General features: G+C 41.9%; 18 protein-coding genes. 9 read left to right on the top strand and 9 right to left on the bottom strand.

Annotated features, from left to right (window positions below; genetic code table 11):
- Nucleotides 1-225 precede the first annotated feature (225 nt).
- A complete protein-coding gene (locus FTU71_RS09870; RefSeq protein ID WP_004975301.1) occupies nucleotides 226-879 on the bottom strand; it encodes an OmpA family protein in 654 nt (217 codons plus the stop codon).
- 256 nt (nucleotides 880-1135) lie between these two features.
- On the opposite strand from FTU71_RS09870, the gene FTU71_RS09865 reads away from it, so the two are divergent.
- The 6 genes from FTU71_RS09865 to FTU71_RS09840 all read left to right on the top strand — a co-directional run bounded on the left by FTU71_RS09865 (nucleotide 1136) and on the right by FTU71_RS09840 (nucleotide 5544).
- A complete protein-coding gene (locus FTU71_RS09865) occupies nucleotides 1136-2062 on the top strand; it encodes an acyltransferase (RefSeq protein ID WP_004975299.1) in 927 nt (308 codons plus the stop codon).
- 15 nt (nucleotides 2063-2077) lie between these two features.
- The gene (locus FTU71_RS09860; protein WP_004975298.1) at nucleotides 2078-3136 is read left to right on the top strand and encodes a hypothetical protein; all 1059 of its coding nucleotides are present in this window, start codon (nucleotides 2078-2080) and stop codon (nucleotides 3134-3136) included.
- A gap of 143 nt (nucleotides 3137-3279) precedes the next feature.
- Nucleotides 3280-4005 carry a septum site-determining protein MinC gene (gene minC, locus FTU71_RS09855; protein WP_096902696.1) on the top strand — a complete coding sequence of 242 codons (726 nt, stop codon included), beginning with the start codon at nucleotides 3280-3282 and terminating at the stop codon, nucleotides 4003-4005.
- Nucleotides 4006-4074: 69 nt separating this feature from the next.
- Nucleotides 4075-4887 (top strand): septum site-determining protein MinD, encoded by an 813-nt coding sequence (minD, locus tag FTU71_RS09850; protein WP_096902697.1) that lies wholly within the window; start codon nucleotides 4075-4077, stop codon nucleotides 4885-4887.
- 2 nt (nucleotides 4888-4889) lie between these two features.
- On the top strand, nucleotides 4890-5162 hold the full coding sequence (gene minE / locus FTU71_RS09845) for a cell division topological specificity factor MinE (protein WP_180111925.1): 273 nt from the start codon (nucleotides 4890-4892) through the stop codon (nucleotides 5160-5162).
- A gap of 94 nt (nucleotides 5163-5256) precedes the next feature.
- On the top strand, nucleotides 5257-5544 hold the full coding sequence (locus tag FTU71_RS09840) for a PA4642 family protein (RefSeq protein WP_004975291.1): 288 nt from the start codon (nucleotides 5257-5259) through the stop codon (nucleotides 5542-5544).
- A gap of 130 nt (nucleotides 5545-5674) precedes the next feature.
- Here FTU71_RS09840 and FTU71_RS09835 read toward each other — a convergent pair whose 3' ends face one another.
- Nucleotides 5675-8863, bottom strand: coding sequence for a DNA translocase FtsK (locus tag FTU71_RS09835; protein ID WP_104853253.1), 3189 nt, complete (start codon nucleotides 8861-8863; stop codon nucleotides 5675-5677).
- Between the two features lie 341 nt (nucleotides 8864-9204).
- Here FTU71_RS09835 and trxB point away from each other — a divergent pair, with 341 nt between their 5' ends.
- The 3 genes from trxB to FTU71_RS09820 all read left to right on the top strand — a co-directional run bounded on the left by trxB (nucleotide 9205) and on the right by FTU71_RS09820 (nucleotide 11837).
- A complete protein-coding gene (trxB, locus tag FTU71_RS09830) occupies nucleotides 9205-10158 on the top strand; it encodes a thioredoxin-disulfide reductase (RefSeq protein ID WP_004975288.1) in 954 nt (317 codons plus the stop codon).
- Nucleotides 10159-10265: 107 nt separating this feature from the next.
- On the top strand, nucleotides 10266-10997 hold the full coding sequence (gene aat / locus FTU71_RS09825; protein WP_096902699.1) for a leucyl/phenylalanyl-tRNA--protein transferase: 732 nt from the start codon (nucleotides 10266-10268) through the stop codon (nucleotides 10995-10997).
- A gap of 24 nt (nucleotides 10998-11021) precedes the next feature.
- Nucleotides 11022-11837 (top strand): arginyltransferase, encoded by an 816-nt coding sequence (locus tag FTU71_RS09820; protein ID WP_131261724.1) that lies wholly within the window; start codon nucleotides 11022-11024, stop codon nucleotides 11835-11837.
- Between the two features lie 40 nt (nucleotides 11838-11877).
- On the opposite strand, the gene rimI is transcribed toward FTU71_RS09820, so the two are convergent.
- The 7 genes from rimI to FTU71_RS09785 all read right to left on the bottom strand — a co-directional run bounded on the left by rimI (nucleotide 11878) and on the right by FTU71_RS09785 (nucleotide 19836).
- Complete coding sequence (rimI, locus tag FTU71_RS09815) at nucleotides 11878-12336, bottom strand: ribosomal protein S18-alanine N-acetyltransferase (protein ID WP_180111924.1); 459 nt, start codon at nucleotides 12334-12336, stop codon at nucleotides 11878-11880.
- A gap of 106 nt (nucleotides 12337-12442) precedes the next feature.
- Nucleotides 12443-13324, bottom strand: a complete 882-nt coding sequence (locus FTU71_RS09810) for a metal-dependent hydrolase (RefSeq protein WP_180111923.1) — start codon at nucleotides 13322-13324, stop codon at nucleotides 12443-12445.
- A gap of 287 nt (nucleotides 13325-13611) precedes the next feature.
- Nucleotides 13612-14802, bottom strand: a complete 1191-nt coding sequence (gene tuf, locus FTU71_RS09805) for an elongation factor Tu (protein ID WP_179989672.1) — start codon at nucleotides 14800-14802, stop codon at nucleotides 13612-13614.
- Between the two features lie 94 nt (nucleotides 14803-14896).
- Nucleotides 14897-17032 carry an elongation factor G gene (gene fusA / locus FTU71_RS09800; protein ID WP_179990306.1) on the bottom strand — a complete coding sequence of 712 codons (2136 nt, stop codon included), beginning with the start codon at nucleotides 17030-17032 and terminating at the stop codon, nucleotides 14897-14899.
- Between the two features lie 131 nt (nucleotides 17033-17163).
- On the bottom strand, nucleotides 17164-17634 hold the full coding sequence (rpsG, locus tag FTU71_RS09795; RefSeq protein WP_004975277.1) for a 30S ribosomal protein S7: 471 nt from the start codon (nucleotides 17632-17634) through the stop codon (nucleotides 17164-17166).
- 179 nt (nucleotides 17635-17813) lie between these two features.
- Nucleotides 17814-18188 (bottom strand): 30S ribosomal protein S12, encoded by a 375-nt coding sequence (gene rpsL / locus FTU71_RS09790; protein ID WP_000246374.1) that lies wholly within the window; start codon nucleotides 18186-18188, stop codon nucleotides 17814-17816.
- Between the two features lie 139 nt (nucleotides 18189-18327).
- Nucleotides 18328-19836, bottom strand: coding sequence for an EcsC family protein (locus tag FTU71_RS09785; RefSeq protein ID WP_180111922.1), 1509 nt, complete (start codon nucleotides 19834-19836; stop codon nucleotides 18328-18330).
- Nucleotides 19837-19841 lie beyond the last annotated feature (5 nt).

Here is a 19841-nt window from a genome sequence, read left to right as displayed (position 1 = left end):
ATCAACAATACAAAAAATTTCTGTAAAATCGTACATGGTAGTTAGAGCCTTTGGGTTGTGTCGTAACTTTCTAAATGGCTCTAACTACCTTTTTTTCAAGGGCTTTTCTTATCCGTAATTCGGGTTACTTTAGACGTCATTGTCTATTTGCTGAGTAGACCCTAGAAATTGCTTGCATAAAAAAACCGCCCGAAGGCGGTTCTTTACAATCTATACAATGCCAGATTATTGGATTGCATAAATGCTGATTTCTACACGACGGTTTTGCTCACGACCTTCTGCAGTAGCATTCGATGCGATTGGGTTTGCAGCACCGTGACCTTGTGCATTAATACGTGAAGTTGATACACCACGGCTAGCCAAGTAGTTTGCAACCGATTGTGCACGTGCTTGTGACAATGGAATGTTGATTGCGTCGTTACCAGTGCTGTCAGTAAAACCTGTTACCAAAATACCGCTCTTGTTATCTTGGGTTAGCGTTTGCGCTACTTTGTCCAAGGTAGAATAGAAGTTTGGTTTGATGTTTGATTTGTTAGTATCAAACGTGATGTTACCCGGCATGATCAAGCCAACAGAACCATCGGCATTACGGTTTACTTCTACGCCTGTACCAGCCATTTGTTGACGAAGTTGTTTTTCTTTATTGTCAAGATAAACACCCGCAGCAGCACCCACTACAGCACCAATTGCTGCAGCACGGTTGTTTTGTGCACTTGTATTTGCGTTACTTTTAGAGACCCCATAACCTGCAGCAGCACCAATTACTGTGCCTAACGCAGTTTTGTCATATTCCATACCACCAAGGTTGTTACCAGTCGTTTGACAACCAGTTAAAACCATTGCCCCTACGACTGCTGCCGAAATTGCTAATGCACGCATGGCATGCCTCCTTACTTGTGTTTTGTTGTATATGCTGAATATTGAATGAAAAAATATACTTAGACCATTGATTTTTTGTTAATAAAAAAACTTTTACTTACAAATATACATGATCATGTACAAATCTTGGTATAACTTCATCACAATTTCTACACACTTTCACTTCAACACTTTTTTATTTTAAAAACAACATTTATATTGGAGTCATCTACAAACACGTGACGCATTGGACGATTTATCTTCAGGATTGATTTATATGTCATCGCAAGCAAAGAAACACCCTTTATTAAAAAAAATCACAAAAGGTCTCACCGTGGGTACAGTCATCACTGGCAGTACATTTTTTCACGGCCCTCCTGTGTTGGCTTTGGGCTTAACCAAACTGTTAAAGCAGTCACGTAAGGTCGATGAAACCAATATTCAAATTACCAACAGTTGGCTCAGTGTAAACAACTGGCTGATTGATCATGTATTACCCAATACCCAATGGGATATCAGCATTGATGAAGATTTGCAACTGAGCATGCAAGGTCGTTATCTCATGACCTGTAACCATCAAAGTTGGGTCGATACCACAGTAAATCAGTATTTTGGCTTAACCCGTATGCCATTGACCCGCTTTTTTACCAAGTGGGAACTGATCTTTATTCCCTTTGTAGGACAAGCCTTTAAAATTTTAGGCTTCCCAATGATGAAGCGTCACAGCAAAGCACAAATTGCCAAAAAACCTGAGCTGAAAGACCGCGATATGGAAGAAGCGCGTAAAGCCTGCCAACAGTTATTAAGTCAGCCCTTTACCCTGCTGAATTATTTAGAAGGCACACGCTTTACCCAAGAAAAACATGATCAACAACAATCGCCTTATCAACATTTATTAAAGCCAAAAGCTGGTGGTTTAGCTTTGGCATTGAATATTTTGGGTGATCAAATTGATGCCTTGGTAGATATGACCATTGTGTACCCAGATGGCGTGCCGGGCTATAGCGAGTTTTGGTTAGGTGAGGTGCCGCGCATTGCGGTGAATTTACGCAAAATTAATATTCCAGCTTGGGTGTTGGGCGGCAATTACGAAGATGATACTGAATATCGTGAGCGTTTTCAGCAATGGGTGCATGAACTGTGGCTGGAAAAAGATCAATTGATTGAAAGCATGCAACAAAAACTTGCAGCTCCGACTGCATAACCATTCAGGTACGCCATGAAAAAGTCTGAAGAACCTGTCATCAAATCCTCTTTTCATCCCCTGCGTAAAGATTCATGGGGATGGAAAATTGCCTTGGCTTATGACTTGTTTTTGATGGGTTTAATCATCTTTAACTTGTTCTGTTTAAGTGCCAATGCCATTTTAATGAGTGATTTTGGCGAATGGTTGTTCGATTTTATTCGTCTACCTGAAATTTTACAGTTTTATCGAACAGAATTGCGCCCTTGGGTGGTGATTACCGAAGGCTGGTTTACCACGTTTTTAATTGTAGAGTTGGGCGTGCGTTGGGGTATTGCAATTATTTTCAAACATCATCAGCGTTGGTGGTTTTTCCCGTTTATTCACTGGTATGAAATTCTTGCAATTATTCCGCAATTGCGTTTTTTACGTTTATTACGTGCCATCGCGATTGGTTACAACCTGCATAGCCATGGCTATAAAGTCATTCCAGACAGTTGGTATAAACGCGGCAACTTTTACTACAACTTGCTAATGGAAGAACTGAGTAGCCGTGTGGTGCTCACAGTACTTAATGGTGTGCAACGTGAATTGACCACCAGTACCACTCACAAACAATTTATTGATGATTTGGTCGAGCATCATCGTCAATTACTCGCGATTGCCCTAGCCGATATTTTGCAGGAATCCTTAGGCAAAGAATTACAAATGCAGCGTCACATGATTGCGAAAAATGTCGGGTTGGTGGTGAATCAAGCCATTGAAGATACGCCTGAACTGACGCAATTGCTGCGCCTGATTCCATTGGTCGGTGGACGTATTGAACAGCAAATTCAAAGTATCGGACAACGATTGGGCGAAAATATCACCCAAGGTTTAATTGAACCTTTTGCACAGCAGCATCAACAAGTACAAAATCCAACTTATCAAATGATTGCTGAAAAAATTAGTCAGATTGAGATTGAACATAATCAGCATATTGATAAATTAGTGGAATCAGCGATATTTGAAAGTTTAGAAGCAATTCGCAAACAAGTAAAAGTTAAACAATGGCAACAAATTTTAAATGAAGGACAACAACACGATATTTCATAAAGGTCTTTCGATAATTTTAGCTAAAACAATGTGAAATATTTTTAGTAACTGAACTAGAGAATTCACCCAATTTGTTCTAGGATTTGCTCTATTTATAAGATGACTTCAACAACCAGCAAAGTTAGAAGTGTTAAGGAATTATTATGGCTGACATACGGATAAAAGGCAGATTGGTCAATGCGATTCGCATTAGCTTAGACACCAATGATCATGATGCGATCCGCCAGCAACTAAGCCCAATGTTGCAAAAATCATTTCCACCAGGGGTTTTGGTGGTCATTGAAAGTTCAGTCGAACAAGAATTGATTGCGCTAATTCAATTGCTAATTAGCCTAGAAGCACAGCCAATTGCTGTGACTGAAGGCATTATGGCAGATCAGGCACGTGCTATTCAGTTCCCTGTCATCCCGCAAGACCGTCCATTGCAGGAAGTGAAAGCCACCAAAGAACAAGTGGTTGAAGTAAAACCTGAACCTGCGGCAGAACAGCAACAGACGGAAAATCAAGTCGCTGAAACTGCACCTGCTGTGGCGCATATTACGTCTTATCACGATGAAATTTTGCGTACAGGTCAATGCTTGGTACAACATCAGGGCGACATTATTTTAACCGCAGGCATCAACAGCGGTTCTGAAGTGATTGCTTCAGGAAATATACATATTTATGGTAGTGTACGTGGTAGAGTCATTGCCGGCGCGGGCGGGAATATTGCGGCACGAATTTTCTGTCATTCCCTAGAAGCAGAATTGGTATCTATTGCAGGCACGTATTGCGTGGCGGACGATATTCCTCAGCATGTGACTAAAAAACCTGTGCATATTTACTTAAATGATAACCAAGAGCTTGTATTTGAAGCTCTACAATTTTAATGTATAAATAATCACCAAAAATCCCCGAAAAAATATAGGGGAATTTAAACCATAACAGGAGTGGATTCGGTGGCGAAAATTGTTGTCGTAACATCAGGCAAAGGTGGCGTAGGTAAAACCACTACAAGTGCATCTTTTGCAACAGGTTTAGCCCTACGTGGTCACAAAACTGTTGTTATCGATTTTGACGTGGGTTTACGTAACCTTGACTTAATTATGGGTTGTGAACGTCGCGTTGTTTATGATTTTGTGAATGTATTAAATAATGAAGCGCGTTTACAACAAGCATTAATTCGCGATAAAGATATCGAAAACCTTTATATTCTTCCAGCTTCACAAACCCGTGATAAAGATGCCCTCACCGATGAAGGTGTGGCACGTATTATGGATGAGTTGGCACAAGAGTTTGATTACATTATTTGCGACTCACCTGCAGGGATTGAGCGCGGTGCCATTCTTGCAATGTACCATGCCGATGAAGCGATTATTGTGACTAACCCTGAAATTTCTTCAGTACGTGACTCTGACCGTATTATTGGTATGCTTGACAGCAAAACCAAAAAAGTAGAACAAAATGAAGGTCGTGTGCGTAAGCACTTGTGTATTACACGTTACAACCCAGAACGTGCCGATAAACAAGAAATGCTGACCATTGACGACATTTCTAAAGATATTTTACGTGTACCAACTTTAGGCGTGATTCCTGAATGTAAGAGCGTACTTCAAGCATCTAACGAAGGTAAACCTGTCATTCTGTATAGCGATGCTGCTGCAGGTCAGGCGTATGATGACTTAGTTGCACGTTTCTTGGGTGAAGAACGTCCGTTTCGTCATATTGAAACAAAACCGAAAGGTTGGTTAGCACGATTATTTGGAGCGTAGACATGGCAGGATTTTGGAGCAAACTATTTAGCGGTGAAGACAAGCCATCTAGCGCACAAACAGCAAAAGATCGCTTAAAAGTGATTGTTGCTTCTGAACAAGGTCTATGTAAACGCTTAAGCCAAGACAAAATTGATCAGATGAAAAAAGAAATCATGCAAGTGGTAAATCGCTACGTGCGTGGTGTCGATGAACAACATATTCAAATGTCTGTGCGTTCAGAAGCCAATATTGAAATGTTGGAAATGAATATCAATTTGCCTGAAGAGCGATAATCTGAATACTGATTAGTCAAGCAAATTGAATCAGGGCAAAATAACACTAGTTATTTTGCCCTATTTTTTTCAAAAGAATATAAAGGAGATTGCCATGGCATTATCTCAACCTGCGACCTTTAACGAAGCATGGTCGGATGAACGTGTATTTGCCTATTTGAATCAACTTCCACCTGCAGGTGTGAATGCAGATTTTCACGTACTCTATCACGCATTTAAACACATGCGTCCAAGCGACTATGAACGTCTATTGACACAATTTGTTGCCGATGGTCGCGATGTCAATGCCACTAATCCTGAAGGTCAGCGTATTCACGATGTGATTGCTGAATTTCCACGTCAAAAAGATGGTTTTTTAGCAGTTTTAGCCAAGTTTGCTTAAACTGTTTAAACACAATCTCTGGCTAAATTCAGCCAAAAAGATTGAGTGTAAAAAGAAAAAATCCCGCAATTGAATTGCGGGATTTTTTTATAGCACTACTTGATTCAAAATCAAACAGAAAGTGAAAGCTTTACACTAAAATTTCACGTTTCCCATTTGCTCCTTGCTCGCTCACAATGCCTTGCTCTTGCATCTGATCGACAATACGTGCCGCACGGTTATAGCCCAAGCTAAATTTGCGCTGTAAAGATGAGGTCGACACTTTACGTGTTTCCAAAACAAATGCTACACACTGATCATACAACACATCACGGTCTGGACTGCCTTCACCATCTTCAAAACCACGTGAAGATGGTTCTTCATCAAATGGCGTCAAGATTTCATCGACATAGTCAGGATCGCCACGCTCACGCCACGCATCACAAATACGGTTGACTTCATCATCCGAAATAAATGCGCCATGCACACGTTCTGGCTCAATTTTACCCGGCCCTAAAAATAGCATATCACCATGACCAAGCAGGTCTTCTGCACCGCCCGCATCCAAGATAGTACGTGAGTCAATTTTCGAGTTCACACGCAAAGCTACACGGGTTGGAATGTTGGCTTTAATTAGACCTGTGATCACATCCACCGATGGACGCTGAGTTGCTAAGAGTAAGTGAATCCCTGCTGCACGTGATTTTTGTGCCAAACGGGTAATCATTTCTTCCGCTTTCTTGCCCACTTGCATGATCATGTCGGCAAACTCATCTGCCACAATCACAATAGATGGCAATGGTGTTAAACGCGGTGCACGTTCTTGCGTTGCTGAATCTCCCGGCTTCCAAGTTGGATCAATTAAATCTTCACCATTGGCAATAGATTCTTCAACCTTACGGTTATAGTCGCTTAATTTACGAATTTTCAGGAAAGACATTAGCTTATAACGACGTTCCATTTCATTGACACACCAATTTAAAGCGCTGACGGCATCTTTCATATCAGTCACTACAGGCGTCAATAAGTGTGGAATATCGTTATAGTTGGCGAGTTCCAATTGTTTCGGGTCAATCAAAATTAAGCGTAATTGATCAGGCTTGTATTTCAGCAACATCGACAAAATCATCGAGTTCACTGCCACTGATTTACCTGAACCCGTTGTCCCTGCTACGAGCATGTGTGGTGCTTTGCCCAATTCAGTAATCACAGGATTGCCTGAAATGTCTTTCCCCATCGCCATAGATAAAATGCCGTTTGGATCTTCAAAAGCAGGCGTTTGTAATAACTCAATCAAACGTACCATTTCACGTGAACTATTCGGTACTTCAATGCCAATATACGGTTTGCCCGGAATCACTTCGACCACACGTACCGATGCCATCGACATTGAACGCGCCAAGTCACGAGAAATATTGGTTACTTTTGAAGCTTTGACCCCAGGTGCCAAATCCAGCTCAAAACGGGTCACGACAGGACCAGGCTGTGCTTCAACCACTTTGGCTTTGACATTAAATTCCTGTAATTTAATTTCCAGCAATTCCGACAAGCGCGATAATTGTTCTGCGGTGAAGTTCACTTTTTTGTTTGGATCGACTTTATCAAGCAAATCCAAACCCGGTAATGGCGATAAATCACGACGTTTTTCTGCAACCTGCATGGCGCGTGACATCGGACGACCATGTGCATCGGTCAGCGGCGCATCAAAATCAAAGTCATCTTCGTCTAGTGGTTTGCCTGCGGTTTCCTGCCAAGCTTCGATAAATGCTTCTTTGGATAACGCCACTTTTTCTGCTTGTTCAGCCTGTGTAGCAGTCGCTGCGTTTGCCATCACTGCGGCAGTGGCTGCCGTCTGAATAGGTGCCTGAACAAAAGCAGAACTTTGTGCATAGCTACTGGTACTACGCGCTACAGGCGCTTGATCTTGAAATGCATCTTGCTGTAACTCATCACCCAAAAGATCATCCACCAACAAGTCATCTAAACTGTCTAAATCATGCTGCAAATGGCGCTCTTGGCGTACAGCATGATTTTGCGTATTCGAAGCACTTGACGATGGCGGGTTAAAATCTGACTCAAATCTGCTGAGATCATCGTTAAAATTGTGAGCCGTAGGATTCGAGTGCGGATGCACTGTTTCTTGCTGGGTCACAGACTCATCTAAAGTATCCATTGCCCCGCTGTTTTGGAATGGGCTGTGTAAATCACTTGCAGCTTTGCCTTGCGGAACTGCTGCGAGCAATTCATCAAAAATTTGATCATCATCCCAATCTAACGAAGATTTTGCAGTGGCTTGAGATGCCGTAGATGCAGGACGCACTTCATCAAAAGGATTCGATTGTAGATGTGGCTCTGGTTCTTCAGAAGCACGTAATAATGCATGAATGTCTTGGTTATGCTGACTGTCGGTATTTTCTTGTAAAGCACGCCACACTTCGCCTGTCGCAACAATACGCTGGCTGTCTTGTTCTAAGCGATGCGCCTTTTCGATGGTTTTTTCTAACTCAACATCATCAATTTCATCTTGCACCAATAGCTGTTGCTGCGCCTGTTGCTCTTCTTCTTCACGTTGCTGCATGTGATTAAACATACGCTCTGCCGCAGGATGTGGCGCAGTTGTTTCAGCTTCTTTCGCCTGTGCAACCACGGGTTCACTTGCTGCTTCTAAATCAGTTGATGCCACTTCAACAGCAACCACAGGTGCAGCAGCGACAACGGTCTTTTTCACCTGTGGTGTAGAACGGTCAAAGTCAGATTCTGCTTCAGGTACATTGCGATAGAACAAATCTTGCAGATAAGCAGGTGTAGCTTTTAAAGTTGCCCACGTTCTGTTCCACTTCACCCCAAATGCGAGGGTAAATAAGAAAATCCAAAAGACGACTAAAAAAAGTGTTGCTCCATAAATGGTTAAAATTTGCGATAAACTTTTCCCAAGTTCAAAACCAATGATGCCGCCTGAGGCATTGTCTAACGTATCGGCAGGTACTTGCCAAAATAAATACAGCAAACTTGCTGTTGCCAATAAAATGAAGAATTGTGCAGCATAACGAAATGGTCGGTTTAAAAAACTACGTGGCCACCAGACTTGTAAGGCTTCAATAAAAAAATAAGCAGGAAGAAGCAGACTCGCCCAACCTAAAAAGCCAAACAGTAAATCGGCAATCCACGCACCTGCGATTCCACTCGCATTTGAAACCTGTTGGGTGTCACTGGAAATGTGCATCCAACCTGGGTCAAATGGAGTATAGGTCACCGTTGCAAGGAACAGATATATTCCAAAAGAGACCAAAAATAATGTCGCTATTAAGCGATGTGCATAAGCACCCGACACCGCAGTCATATATTGTCCTGTCGCCAATTCTTCATCAATGTTTTTTGTTTGTTCGATGGTCTTAAAAAGCCACCTGATTCGGAGCGTCTGTATTTCATTTAGCTGTGTCATTTAAGTTGCATTTCACGATGCAAGCTTCACCACACAGCAAGCTATAAATTATAACAGACCTTCTATTATGCATGTGTTGCCTAGAAAAAGATGCAAGATTATTGAAGTGTGTTGTTAACTTTTTCTATATAGCTCAAATCGATTTACATGATCAGTAATATCAACTTTAATCACACAGCAAACTCATCCTGTTTCACGTATAATTCCATAAATTTCTAAATAAAAAAAGGATGCTGTGCATGAGCGCTCGTCACTCACGTTTAATTATTTTAGGTTCAGGCCCTGCAGGTTATAGTGCCGCAGTATATGCTGCACGTGCCAACTTAAAACCGACTTTAATTGCAGGCTTACAATTGGGTGGTCAGCTCACCACAACTACGGAAGTTGATAACTGGCCAGGTGATCCTGAAGGTTTAACAGGCCCAGCGTTAATGGAACGTATGCAAGCTCATGCGGAACGCTTTGGCACAGAAATCGTGTATGACCATATCAATGAAGTAAACCTGAATGTGCGCCCATTTGTACTGAAAGGTGATATGGAAGAATTTACCTGTGATGCTTTAATCATTTGCACAGGTGCGACTGCACAATATTTAGGTTTAGAATCTGAAGCAGCATTTATGGGTCAAGGCGTAAGTGCCTGTGCCACCTGTGATGGTTTCTTCTATAAAAACCAAAAAGTGATGGTCGTTGGCGGTGGTAACACGGCTGTTGAAGAAGCATTATACCTGTCTAACATTGCATCACACGTGACATTGGTGCATCGTCGTGATTCACTTCGCTCTGAAAAAATCTTGCAAGATCATTTATTTGCCAAAGAGAAAGAAGGCAAAATCAGCATTCTTTGGAACAACCAAGTTGACGAAGTCTTGGGCGACAACACAGGCGTAACTTCAGTACGTTTAAAATCAACTACCGATGGTTCTACTCAAATTGTTGATGTGTCTGGCTTATTCATTGCGATTGGTCACAAACCGAATACAGGCATGTTCGAAGGTCAATTGAACTTGCGTGATGGTTATATCCAAGTACAAAGCGGCACTTCAGGCAATGCGACTCAAACTTCTGTGGCTGGCGTATTTGCTGCAGGTGATGTGGCCGATTCAATTTATCGCCAAGCGATTACTTCTGCAGGTTCAGGTTGTATGGCAGCTTTGGATGCAGAAAAATATTTAGATGCACTTGGTGAATAATTTAGTGACCAAGTTTAAAGACCGCTCTCCTTGAGCGGTTTTTTTATCACGGCATTTTTAGGTATGATGAAATCAAGTTCATCGTAAAACTTCATACGGCAATTGATATGCACACGCTCCCGGCTTCACAATTCATTTTCCCCGATCCCATTGAAGTTGATCCTGAGGGTGAAGGCTTGATTTGTGTAGGTGCAGACCTTTCCCCTTCAACCTTATATGAAGCCTATACACATGGCTTATTTCCATGGTTTTCAGAAGGTGATCCTATTTGTTGGTGGAGTCCTGAGCCACGTTGCGTGATTATTCCGCAACATTATCAGCCGAGTAAGTCTTTAATCCGCAACATGAAAAAAATGGATTATCGCATTACTGTCAATCATGCCTTTGAACAGGTAATTCGCAATTGTGCCTTGCCCCGTAGCTATGCCAATGAAACTTGGATTTCTGAAGAGATCATTCAAGGTTACAGTCAGCTTTTTGCAGCAGGTTATGGCTACAGTGTCGAAGTTTGGGAGCAAGATCTTTTGGTCGGTGGTTTATATGGGGTCAGCATTGGCAAGGGCTGTTTTGGTGAGTCCATGTTTAGCCATCGCACTGATGTATCTAAAATGGCATTTTATAGTTTGATGCTGCTCGGACAAGAACAACAATTGCCTTGGATTGACTGTCAATTGGTCAATGATCATTTAATTAGTCTGGGCGCATGTACACTTTCTCGCCAAGACTATCTTAAATCGTTACAAGATGTTGTAAAACAGCCTGCAATCAATTGGAAAAAATATCAGGACAGTGTATTTTCAAGTAAAACAATAGCGCAGTATGCGCGCCTATTTGAATGACAATAACAGAGAGGGATCTTGAAAATGAATTCATATCACCCAAAATCCCTGCTAAATGATTTGCAGTATTACATTACTCCGCCGCATGATTGCAGCTATTTACCTGAAAAATCTGCGCGGATGGTTTTTTTAGATCCTGCACATAAAATTGATGTGCTGACTTTGTCTGAACTCTCTCGGGTCGGTTTTCGTCGCAGTGGCGATTTTGTCTATCGTCCTGAATGCCATTTGTGCCGCCAATGCCTTTCTTCACGTATTCCTGTCGCTGAATTTAAAATGAACAGCACGCAAAAGAAAGCTTGGAAACGCAATCACGATTTACAGATCAAAATCACCAAGCCACAAGATGCAGGTGATTTGCATTATGCGCTGTATGAACGCTATATCAATGAACGACATGCCGATGGCGATATGTTCCCTGCCAGCCGTGACCAATTTGAAAAATTCCTAATCCACAGTTGTACCAGCAGCTTCTTTTTAGAGGTTTGGCAAGATGATCGCTTAATTGCAGTATCGACCTGTGATTATTTAGATGATGGTATTTCTGCGGTCTATACCTTTTTTGACCCAGACGAAAGTCGTCGCTCACTCGGAACATTTGCGGTATTAAAACAAATTGAACAGGCACAGCATTTGGGACTGCAATATGTTTACTTAGGTTATTGGGTACCACATTCCAATAAAATGAACTATAAATCGCAATATGTGCCCCTTGAGCTACTGCTTGATGGTCAATGGCGACGCATTAACCGCAGCCTAAATACCGATGAGGTGCAGCAATTGGGAAACTCCTTAATGACCACGCTGCCCTTAGGCTGGAATAACTCCATCATCAAATAAAAATGTAATGATGCAATACTGATTTTTGCATCGATCAGATTCACTTAAACAAACTGGCAAAATCATCGCTATAAGATTTCACCATAATAATGGCATGCTCCCGTGTGCCATCCGTTTTAGGATAATAATTTTTACGTAAATCAATTTGATGAAAACCTGACTTTTCATACAGGGCTATCGCAGCTAAATTACTTTCACGTACTTCTAAAAAAATCTGCACAGGTTGGTTTTTCAAACCTGCAATAGAATGTTCTAGCAGTTGATAACCTAAACCTTTGCCTTGCTGACTTGGATGCACCGCCATCAACAACAAATTTGCTTCATCCAACACAGGTTGCAAAATACAAAAACCCACCACTCTCCCTGCATGTTCAATCACGGTACTGTGATAACTCTCTACCGCTTCGGCAAATTGTTTGGCACTCCACGGATGACTTTGTACCAAATTTTCAATCGCAACCACATCGGCGACATCATGGGCTTGCATTAAACGAATCATAAGAAATGATCTTGTGCTGTTCTAAGATGTAGGCATTATAGATTTCACGACAAAAAAATCGAGCAAAAAAAAAGGCAACTTACGTTGCCTGACCAAAAGGAAAAGTTTAAAAGCCTAATTTAGCTTTCCAAGTATTTAATAATGTTGTGGTATCAAAATCGTTAGGATGAAAATTCGGTTTGAAATAGAACAACATTTCTTTGCCCATGCCTGTAATAATCCCTTTAGATGGACTATAGGCATAACGATAAATCATGCGTAAATTTTCCAAATTCAACTGCTTGTCTTGTTTTAGTAAACGCCACAAAAAATAGTTTTGTACAAAAAATAAAGTCAGCATCGAAATAACCAAAGAACTTGTACGTAGTGCATAGGCTTTCAGACCTTTGCCAAACACACCTTCAAATACATCATACGCAACAGCTTTATGTTCGTTTTCTTCAATCGCATGCCACAACCACATAGTTTTCATGGTGTCATCGGTCATCAATTCTTGAATATGTGAATTGGTCAATAATTGTGAGGCAATCGTAGCCGTAAAATGCTCTAAGGCTGTGGTTGCAGTTAAATCCACCATTTCCTGTGTAATACCAACCGGTTTTGCGATTTTGGCAAGCAGCTTGCGTGTAGTCTGAATGACTGTATCAGTGTGACGATCTAAAGTATCAACATCATGTCCAAACTTTTGCGCTGAAGCATTAAAGCCCACATGCTCATGTGTATGCATGGCTTCTTGACCAATAAAAGCACTGATTTCTTTTTGCAATTCAGCATTGTCTTTTAACATTGGGTGATAACGTACAACACGTACACTGTCTATAAAGAACTTTTCACCTGCAGGGAATAAAGCAGATAATGCAGTCATAAAATGGGTAAGACCAGCATTCCCACTCATCCAATATTCTGGCAATGCATCAAAGTTAAAATTCATGCGACGTACAGGGAAACTTGCTCCTGCTCGCTGACTAATACTGACTTTAGCATTCATATTTTATCTCCCTCGATTACTGTAAAACCAATACATCTATTCAGTAACCGACGTATTTCTTATTTTTGACTTGCTTTCATCTTAAAGTTTTCTCGTTTTTGTTTAAGTGCAGTTAAGGACAGCAAATTGTCAGTTCAGGACATGAGGGACAAAAATAATGATGAGTGAAATTGTTTTTGTGGTGCAAAAGCACAAATAGCGAGGCTTTAAATTTTTTTGTGATATAGATAAAAAATAACCATAAAAAAAGCGCTCCAAATGGAGCGCTTTTTCAGACTATACAGTGATTATGCTGTTACTTTAGCAACAACACCCGCACCTACAGTACGACCACCTTCACGGATCGCGAAGCGTAAACCAGCGTCCATTGCGATTGGGTGGATTAATTCTACTGACATTTCTACGTTGTCACCTGGCATTACCATTTCAACGCCTTCTTTCAACTGGATTGCACCAGTTACGTCAGTTGTACGGAAATAGAATTGTGGACGGTAACCGTTAAGGAATGGAGTGTGACGACCACCTTCTTCTTTAGAAAGTACATATACTTCCGCATCGAATTTAGTGTGTGGCTTGATTGTACCTGGTTTAGCAAGTACTTGACCACGTTGTACGTCTTCACGCTTAGTACCACGTAGAAGAACACCACAGTTCTCACCCGCACGACCTTCGTCTAGAAGTTTACGGAACATTTCTACGCCAGTTACAGTTGTTTTAACTGTGTCTTTGATACCAACGATTTCAACTTCTTCGCCTACTTTCACGATACCAGTTTCAACACGGCCAGTTACTACTGTACCACGACCAGAAATTGAAAATACGTCTTCGATTGGCATTAAGAATGCTTGGTCGATTGCACGTACTGGCTCTGGAATGTAAGTGTCAAGCGCTTCAACAAGAGCTACAACAGCGTCTTCGCCGTATTGACCTGATTCACCGTTAAGTGCTGCAAGAGCAGAACCACGGATTACTGGAGTGTCATCGCCTGGGAAGTCGTAAGTAGAAAGAAGTTCACGAACTTCCATTTCAACTAATTCGATTAACTCTTCGTCGTCTACGATATCGCATTTGTTTAAGAATACGATGATGTAAGGTACACCTACCTGACGAGAAAGAAGGATGTGTTCACGAGTTTGTGGCATTGGACCATCAGTCGCTGAACAAACAAGGATCGCACCGTCCATCTGAGCAGCACCAGTGATCATGTTTTTAACATAGTCGGCGTGGCCTGGGCAGTCTACGTGCGCGTAGTGACGAGTTGGAGAGTCGTATTCTACGTGAGAAGTATTAATTGTAATACCACGTGCTTTTTCTTCTGGTGCAGAGTCGATTGCAGCGTAGTCTTTCGCTTCACCACCGAATTTTTTTGCACATACAGTTGCAATTGCAGCTGTTAAAGTTGTTTTACCATGGTCAACGTGACCGATTGTGCCCACGTTAACGTGTGGCTTATTACGTTCGAACTTAGCCTTAGCCATGAGATCTTCCTTTTTAAAACGACTCATGGAGGATCACTCCATGAGCATTAGGTTTTTAACTATGAATTAGTTTGCGCTTATAGTAATCGAAAGATTACTCGTCGTCACCTTTTTTACCACCAGACTGGAATTTAGCAATAATGCCATCAGCCACGTTACGTGGAGTTTCAGCATATTTAGCAAATTCCATAGAGTAAGTCGCACGACCTTGAGACATAGAACGCATGTGTGTTGCGTAACCAAACATCTCAGCAAGTGGAACTTCAGCACGAATTGCTTTAGTACCGCCAGGTAAGTCGTCCATACCTTGAACCATACCACGACGACGGTTTAAGTCACCCATGATATCGCCCATGTAGTCTTCTGGAGTTTCTACTTCAACTTTCATGATTGGTTCAAGAAGGATAGGATCTGCTTTCATGAAACCATCACGGAATGCGTAAGAACCTGCCATTTTGAACGATAATTCGTCAGAGTCGACATCGTGGTAAGAACCGTCGAACAATGTAGCTTTAATGCCTACAACTGGGTAACCAGCCAAGACACCATTCTTCATACGTTCTTGGATACCTTTGTCTACTGCACCGAAGAATTCTTTAGGTACTACACCACCTACAACTTCTTCAGCGAATTCGTAATCTTTACCAGCTTCAGGATCAAGCGGCTCTAAACGTACGAATACGTGACCGAATTTACCTTTACCACCAGTTTGACGTACGAACTTACCTTCTTGTTCGATAGACTTTTTGATCGTTTCACGGTAAGCAACCATTGGTTTACCAATGTTCGCTTCAACGTTGAATTCACGCTTCATACGGTCAACGATGATGTCAAGGTGAAGCTCACCCATACCCGCAATAATCGTTTGGCCAGATTCTTCGTCTGTACGTACGCGGAATGAAGGGTCTTCTTTCGCCAAGCGACCTAAAGCTACTGACATTTTTTCTTGGTCAGCTTTAGTCTTAGGTTCAACAGCCAATGCAATTACTGGCTCTGGGAATTCCATACGCTCTAGTGTAATCACTGCGTTTTCGTCACACAATGTATCACCAGTGGTTGTATCTTTAAGACCTACACACGCTGCGATATCACCCGCACGAATTTCTTCGATGTCGTGACGGTCATTTGCGTGCATCTGTACGATACGACCAATACGCTCACGCTTCATTTTCACTGGGTTATAAACCGGGCTACCCGCTTTAAGAACACCTGAGTAAACACGTACGAACGTTAAGTTACCAACGAATTTGTCGTTCATGATTTTGAACGCTAACGCAGCAAACGGTGCTTCATCAGACGCTTCACGAGAACCTTCAGTTTCGTCTTTGTCGTCTAAGATACCTTTAATTGCTTCAACGTCAGTTGGTGCAGGTAAGAATTCAATTACTGCGTCCAACATACGTTGAACACCTTTGTTTTTGAATGCAGAACCACACATTGCAGGTTGAATTTCACCCGCTAATGTACGTTGACGTAAACCAGCAATGATTTCTTCTTTAGAAAGTTCACCATTTTCTAGGTACTTGTCCATGAGTTCTTCTGATGCTTCAGCAGCAGCTTCAACCATGTTAGTACGCCATTCTTCAGCAGTTGCTTGAAGATCAGCTGGAATCTCGCCGTATTCAAACTTCATACCTTGAGAAGCTTCATCCCAGATGATTGACTTCATTTCGATTAAGTCAACAACACCTGTAAATGTGTCTTCTGCGCCTACTGGAACAACGATAGGCACTGGGTTAGCACCCAAACGTGTCTTCATTTGTTCAACTACGCGGAAGAAGTTTGCACCAGTACGGTCCATTTTGTTAACGAACGCTAAACGAGGTACTTTATATTTGTTTGCTTGACGCCATACAGTTTCAGACTGCGGTTGAACACCACCTACAGCACAGTAAACCATACATGCACCGTCAAGAACACGCATAGAACGCTCAACTTCAATTGTGAAGTCAACGTGTCCCGGTGTGTCAATTACGTTAATACGGTGTTGGTCAAATTGGTTACCCATACCTTTCCAGAAGCATGTTACAGCTGCTGAGGTAATAGTAATACCACGTTCTTGCTCTTGTTCCATCCAGTCAGTTGTTGCTGAACCTTCGTGAGTTTCACCAAGTTTGTGACTTTCACCTGTATAGAACAAAATACGTTCTGAAGTTGTTGTTTTACCCGCATCGATGTGCGCAGAGATACCAATGTTACGGTAACGAGAAATTGGGGTTTGACGTGCCATGATTTCTAGCATTCCTAAATTTTGTTGTTTAAAACAGGACGCTTTAAGCTGCCTAGCAACTTAAAGCGATTTGATGACAATTCAGTGACAACCGATTCATCACCCTCCTGATTAGGGCCTGTTTTATCCGCTTAGAAACGGTAGTGAGAGAAGGCTTTGTTGGCTTCAGCCATACGGTGCACATCTTCACGTTTTTTGATCGCTGCGCCTTTACCTTCAGATGCATCAAGCAACTCGCCAGCAAGACGTAACGCCATAGTTTTTTCAGAACGCTTAGCAGCAGCATCTACCAACCAACGCATCGCTAAAGCAGTACGACGGGATGGGCGTACTTCCATAGGAACTTGATAAGTAGCACCACCAACACGGCGTGCTTTTACTTCGACCATTGGACGAACTTTTTCAAGCGTAGCTTCAAAAAATTCAACTGGGTCTACTTTAGATTTTTCTTGAACGCGGTCTAAAGCACCGTAAACGATACTTTCAGCAATAGATTTTTTACCATCTTGCATTACGTGGTTCATGAATTTAGCGATTGTTTGGCTGCTGAATTTAGGATCCGGAAGGATTTCACGAGCAGCGACTACGCGACGTCTTGGCATTTTAAACTACCTATAAATATGACACTTCAGGGTGATCCAGCCGTAGCACAAAGTGTCGTGTGCATTTCGCTGGCCTTACTACACGTCGCTTGAATTTCACAAAATTAAATGCAGAAATCAGACAAGCGAGACGATAAAGGATTGCAGTTCTACGAACTAAGAGTTTAATCTTTAAAAGATTATTTCTTAGGACGTTTAGCACCGTATTTAGAACGTGACTGGTTACGATCTTTCACACCAGCACAGTCTAAAGAACCACGAACGGTATGGTAACGTACACCTGGTAAGTCTTTAACACGACCACCACGGATAAGAACAACACTGTGCTCTTGTAGGTTGTGACCTTCACCACCGATGTAGCTAGAAACTTCAAAACCTGAAGTTAAGCGAACACGGCAAACTTTACGCATTGCTGAGTTAGGTTTTTTAGGTGTAGTTGTGTAAACACGTGTACAAACACCACGACGTTGTGGACAAGCCTTCAACGCAGGAACTTTTGATTTTTCAACCAAAGTCGTACGACCCTTACGGATCAACTGATTTGTTGTTGCCATGTGGCAATTCTCCCGTTAATAAAAAGCCCCAAAAACATACTACTTTTTGAGGGCATGCAATTGTAAGCGAAGATAGAAAAATGGTCAATATTTCATAGGCAGTTAAAATACCAACCAAATTTCTACTTATCACTTGTTTTTATTCAGCTTTTGGCTTGCGAGTACTTGTACGAGTTCTCGGCTTTTTTGTAACCTGCTTTGCAGTTTCTGTACTTGATGTTACTGGATTTTCCGAAACAGTTTCAGCCACTTGGGTTGAATCTTCCACAGGCTCTAAAGCATCTTCCAGCCTATATTCATCAATTTCTTCTGCAGGTACAGCAGGTTTTTGCGGTGCAACTTCAGCATGTGGCTCTAGCATTTGATCTGCCAATTCTTCTAGACCTTGCTGAATATTTTCATCGAGCTGTGCTGCAGTTGTTTCCACTTTGTCCGATTTTTTCTGCACTTTTACCGCTCGGATACTTTCATGGTCTGATACGGTTTGCACTAAAGCATCTGACGGCGCAGATTCCGCGCGCTCTTGCCCCGCTACTAATTCATCTTGCTCCGCATGTTTAGCTTCATTGCCCTTCAATTGCTCCAAGAGTTTAGGCGCAGCCTGTGCCAGCAATTCCAACGATTTTTCATACGCATGAATGGCTGATAAATTGCTGTCTTTATGCTGAATTAAATAGCTACGGGCATTGGAAAACACTTGCTGTGCCTTGTGATGCACATCTTCCACCAATTTCCAGCTATATACTGCACTCACCGATGCGGTTGCTACAGGCGTGAGTTTATTCAACATGGAAAACTTAGGTACATGATTCAACCACGACCATTTGACTTGACCTTGCTCATTCAAGAAGTATTTCTTTAATGCCTCATAATCATTGCTTGAACCGAGCATATTTTGTAATTGATGCACATCATGAGTTTGCAGCATATTGGATAAGGTTTTTAGCCCCATCAGTACCGCTTGCTTTTCTGCAATGATGCCTAAATCAATTTGTTTAAAAATAAACTGAACAATTTCTTGCTCGGTGTCTTTGTTCAGTTCAAAACCGTATGCACGTCCCACCTGATAAATGGTACGCAAAGACATCACAATAGATGCAGGCACATCAATAGTTGAACCGATTACTCCTGTTGCACCTGTCAATGCGCCTTGCAGTGATGCAATCCATTTATTTTGTTCTGCGAGTGCCTGACTAATTCGTTTAGAACGATCTACATCTTGAGTCAATTCTTCTAAATCGCGCACACCTGCTTGATCAAGCACATCATCAACAGAGCTAATATTGGAGGTAAAACTATTCAGCTGATCAAATAAATAATCTGAAATTTTGTCGGAAAAATCGGGCGACACAAAACTCGCTACCTGATTGACGCGATTATAGTGACGTCCTAAAAGCTGACGTGAAACTTGTGGCACATGCTGTCTGAGCATGTGTTGAGGATTGTCATACTGACGCGCTTGAAAAGCACTAAAACTACGTGCCTGACCTTCAATAATTTGCCCTGATTTTGCACTGTGCTCATCCTTCGCTACAGTACCCGGTGCAACTTGCTGCAATACATGGATGCCTGTACTGCTGAGCTTTTTAGCCACTCCAATCGCATTCGAGAAGAATCCGCTTGATTGTTTATTGTTGGAATCTGACATTCTTA

Origin of the sequence: Acinetobacter sp. YH12136 (genome assembly GCF_013418545.1) — a bacterium.
GTDB lineage: Bacteria > Pseudomonadota > Gammaproteobacteria > Pseudomonadales > Moraxellaceae > Acinetobacter > Acinetobacter towneri.
This window is presented reverse-complemented; position numbering and strand designations above follow the sequence as displayed.

Excerpts from the sequence above, each read along its gene's own strand:
- FTU71_RS09820 (WP_131261724.1), top strand. The coding sequence starts at position 11,022 with ATGAATTCATATCACCCAAAATCCCTGCTAAATGATTTGCAGTATTAC.
- FTU71_RS09835 (WP_104853253.1), bottom strand. The coding sequence starts at position 8,863 with ATGACTGCGGTGTCGGGTGCTTATGCACATCGCTTAATAGCGACATTA.
- FTU71_RS09785 (WP_180111922.1), bottom strand. The coding sequence starts at position 19,836 with ATGTCAGATTCCAACAATAAACAATCAAGCGGATTCTTCTCGAATGCG.
- rpsG (WP_004975277.1), bottom strand. The coding sequence starts at position 17,634 with ATGCCAAGACGTCGCGTAGTCGCTGCTCGTGAAATCCTTCCGGATCCT.
- FTU71_RS09810 (WP_180111923.1), bottom strand. The coding sequence starts at position 13,324 with ATGAATGCTAAAGTCAGTATTAGTCAGCGAGCAGGAGCAAGTTTCCCT.
- trxB (WP_004975288.1), top strand. The coding sequence starts at position 9,205 with ATGAGCGCTCGTCACTCACGTTTAATTATTTTAGGTTCAGGCCCTGCA.
- FTU71_RS09870 (WP_004975301.1), bottom strand. The coding sequence starts at position 879 with ATGCGTGCATTAGCAATTTCGGCAGCAGTCGTAGGGGCAATGGTTTTA.
- fusA (WP_179990306.1), bottom strand. The coding sequence starts at position 17,032 with ATGGCACGTCAAACCCCAATTTCTCGTTACCGTAACATTGGTATCTCT.
- FTU71_RS09840 (WP_004975291.1), top strand. The coding sequence starts at position 5,257 with ATGGCATTATCTCAACCTGCGACCTTTAACGAAGCATGGTCGGATGAA.
- minE (WP_180111925.1), top strand. The coding sequence starts at position 4,890 with ATGGCAGGATTTTGGAGCAAACTATTTAGCGGTGAAGACAAGCCATCT.
- rpsL (WP_000246374.1), bottom strand. The coding sequence starts at position 18,188 with ATGGCAACAACAAATCAGTTGATCCGTAAGGGTCGTACGACTTTGGTT.
- tuf (WP_179989672.1), bottom strand. The coding sequence starts at position 14,802 with ATGGCTAAGGCTAAGTTCGAACGTAATAAGCCACACGTTAACGTGGGC.
- FTU71_RS09860 (WP_004975298.1), top strand. The coding sequence starts at position 2,078 with ATGAAAAAGTCTGAAGAACCTGTCATCAAATCCTCTTTTCATCCCCTG.
- minC (WP_096902696.1), top strand. The coding sequence starts at position 3,280 with ATGGCTGACATACGGATAAAAGGCAGATTGGTCAATGCGATTCGCATT.
- FTU71_RS09865 (WP_004975299.1), top strand. The coding sequence starts at position 1,136 with ATGTCATCGCAAGCAAAGAAACACCCTTTATTAAAAAAAATCACAAAA.
- aat (WP_096902699.1), top strand. The coding sequence starts at position 10,266 with ATGCACACGCTCCCGGCTTCACAATTCATTTTCCCCGATCCCATTGAA.
- rimI (WP_180111924.1), bottom strand. The coding sequence starts at position 12,336 with ATGATTCGTTTAATGCAAGCCCATGATGTCGCCGATGTGGTTGCGATT.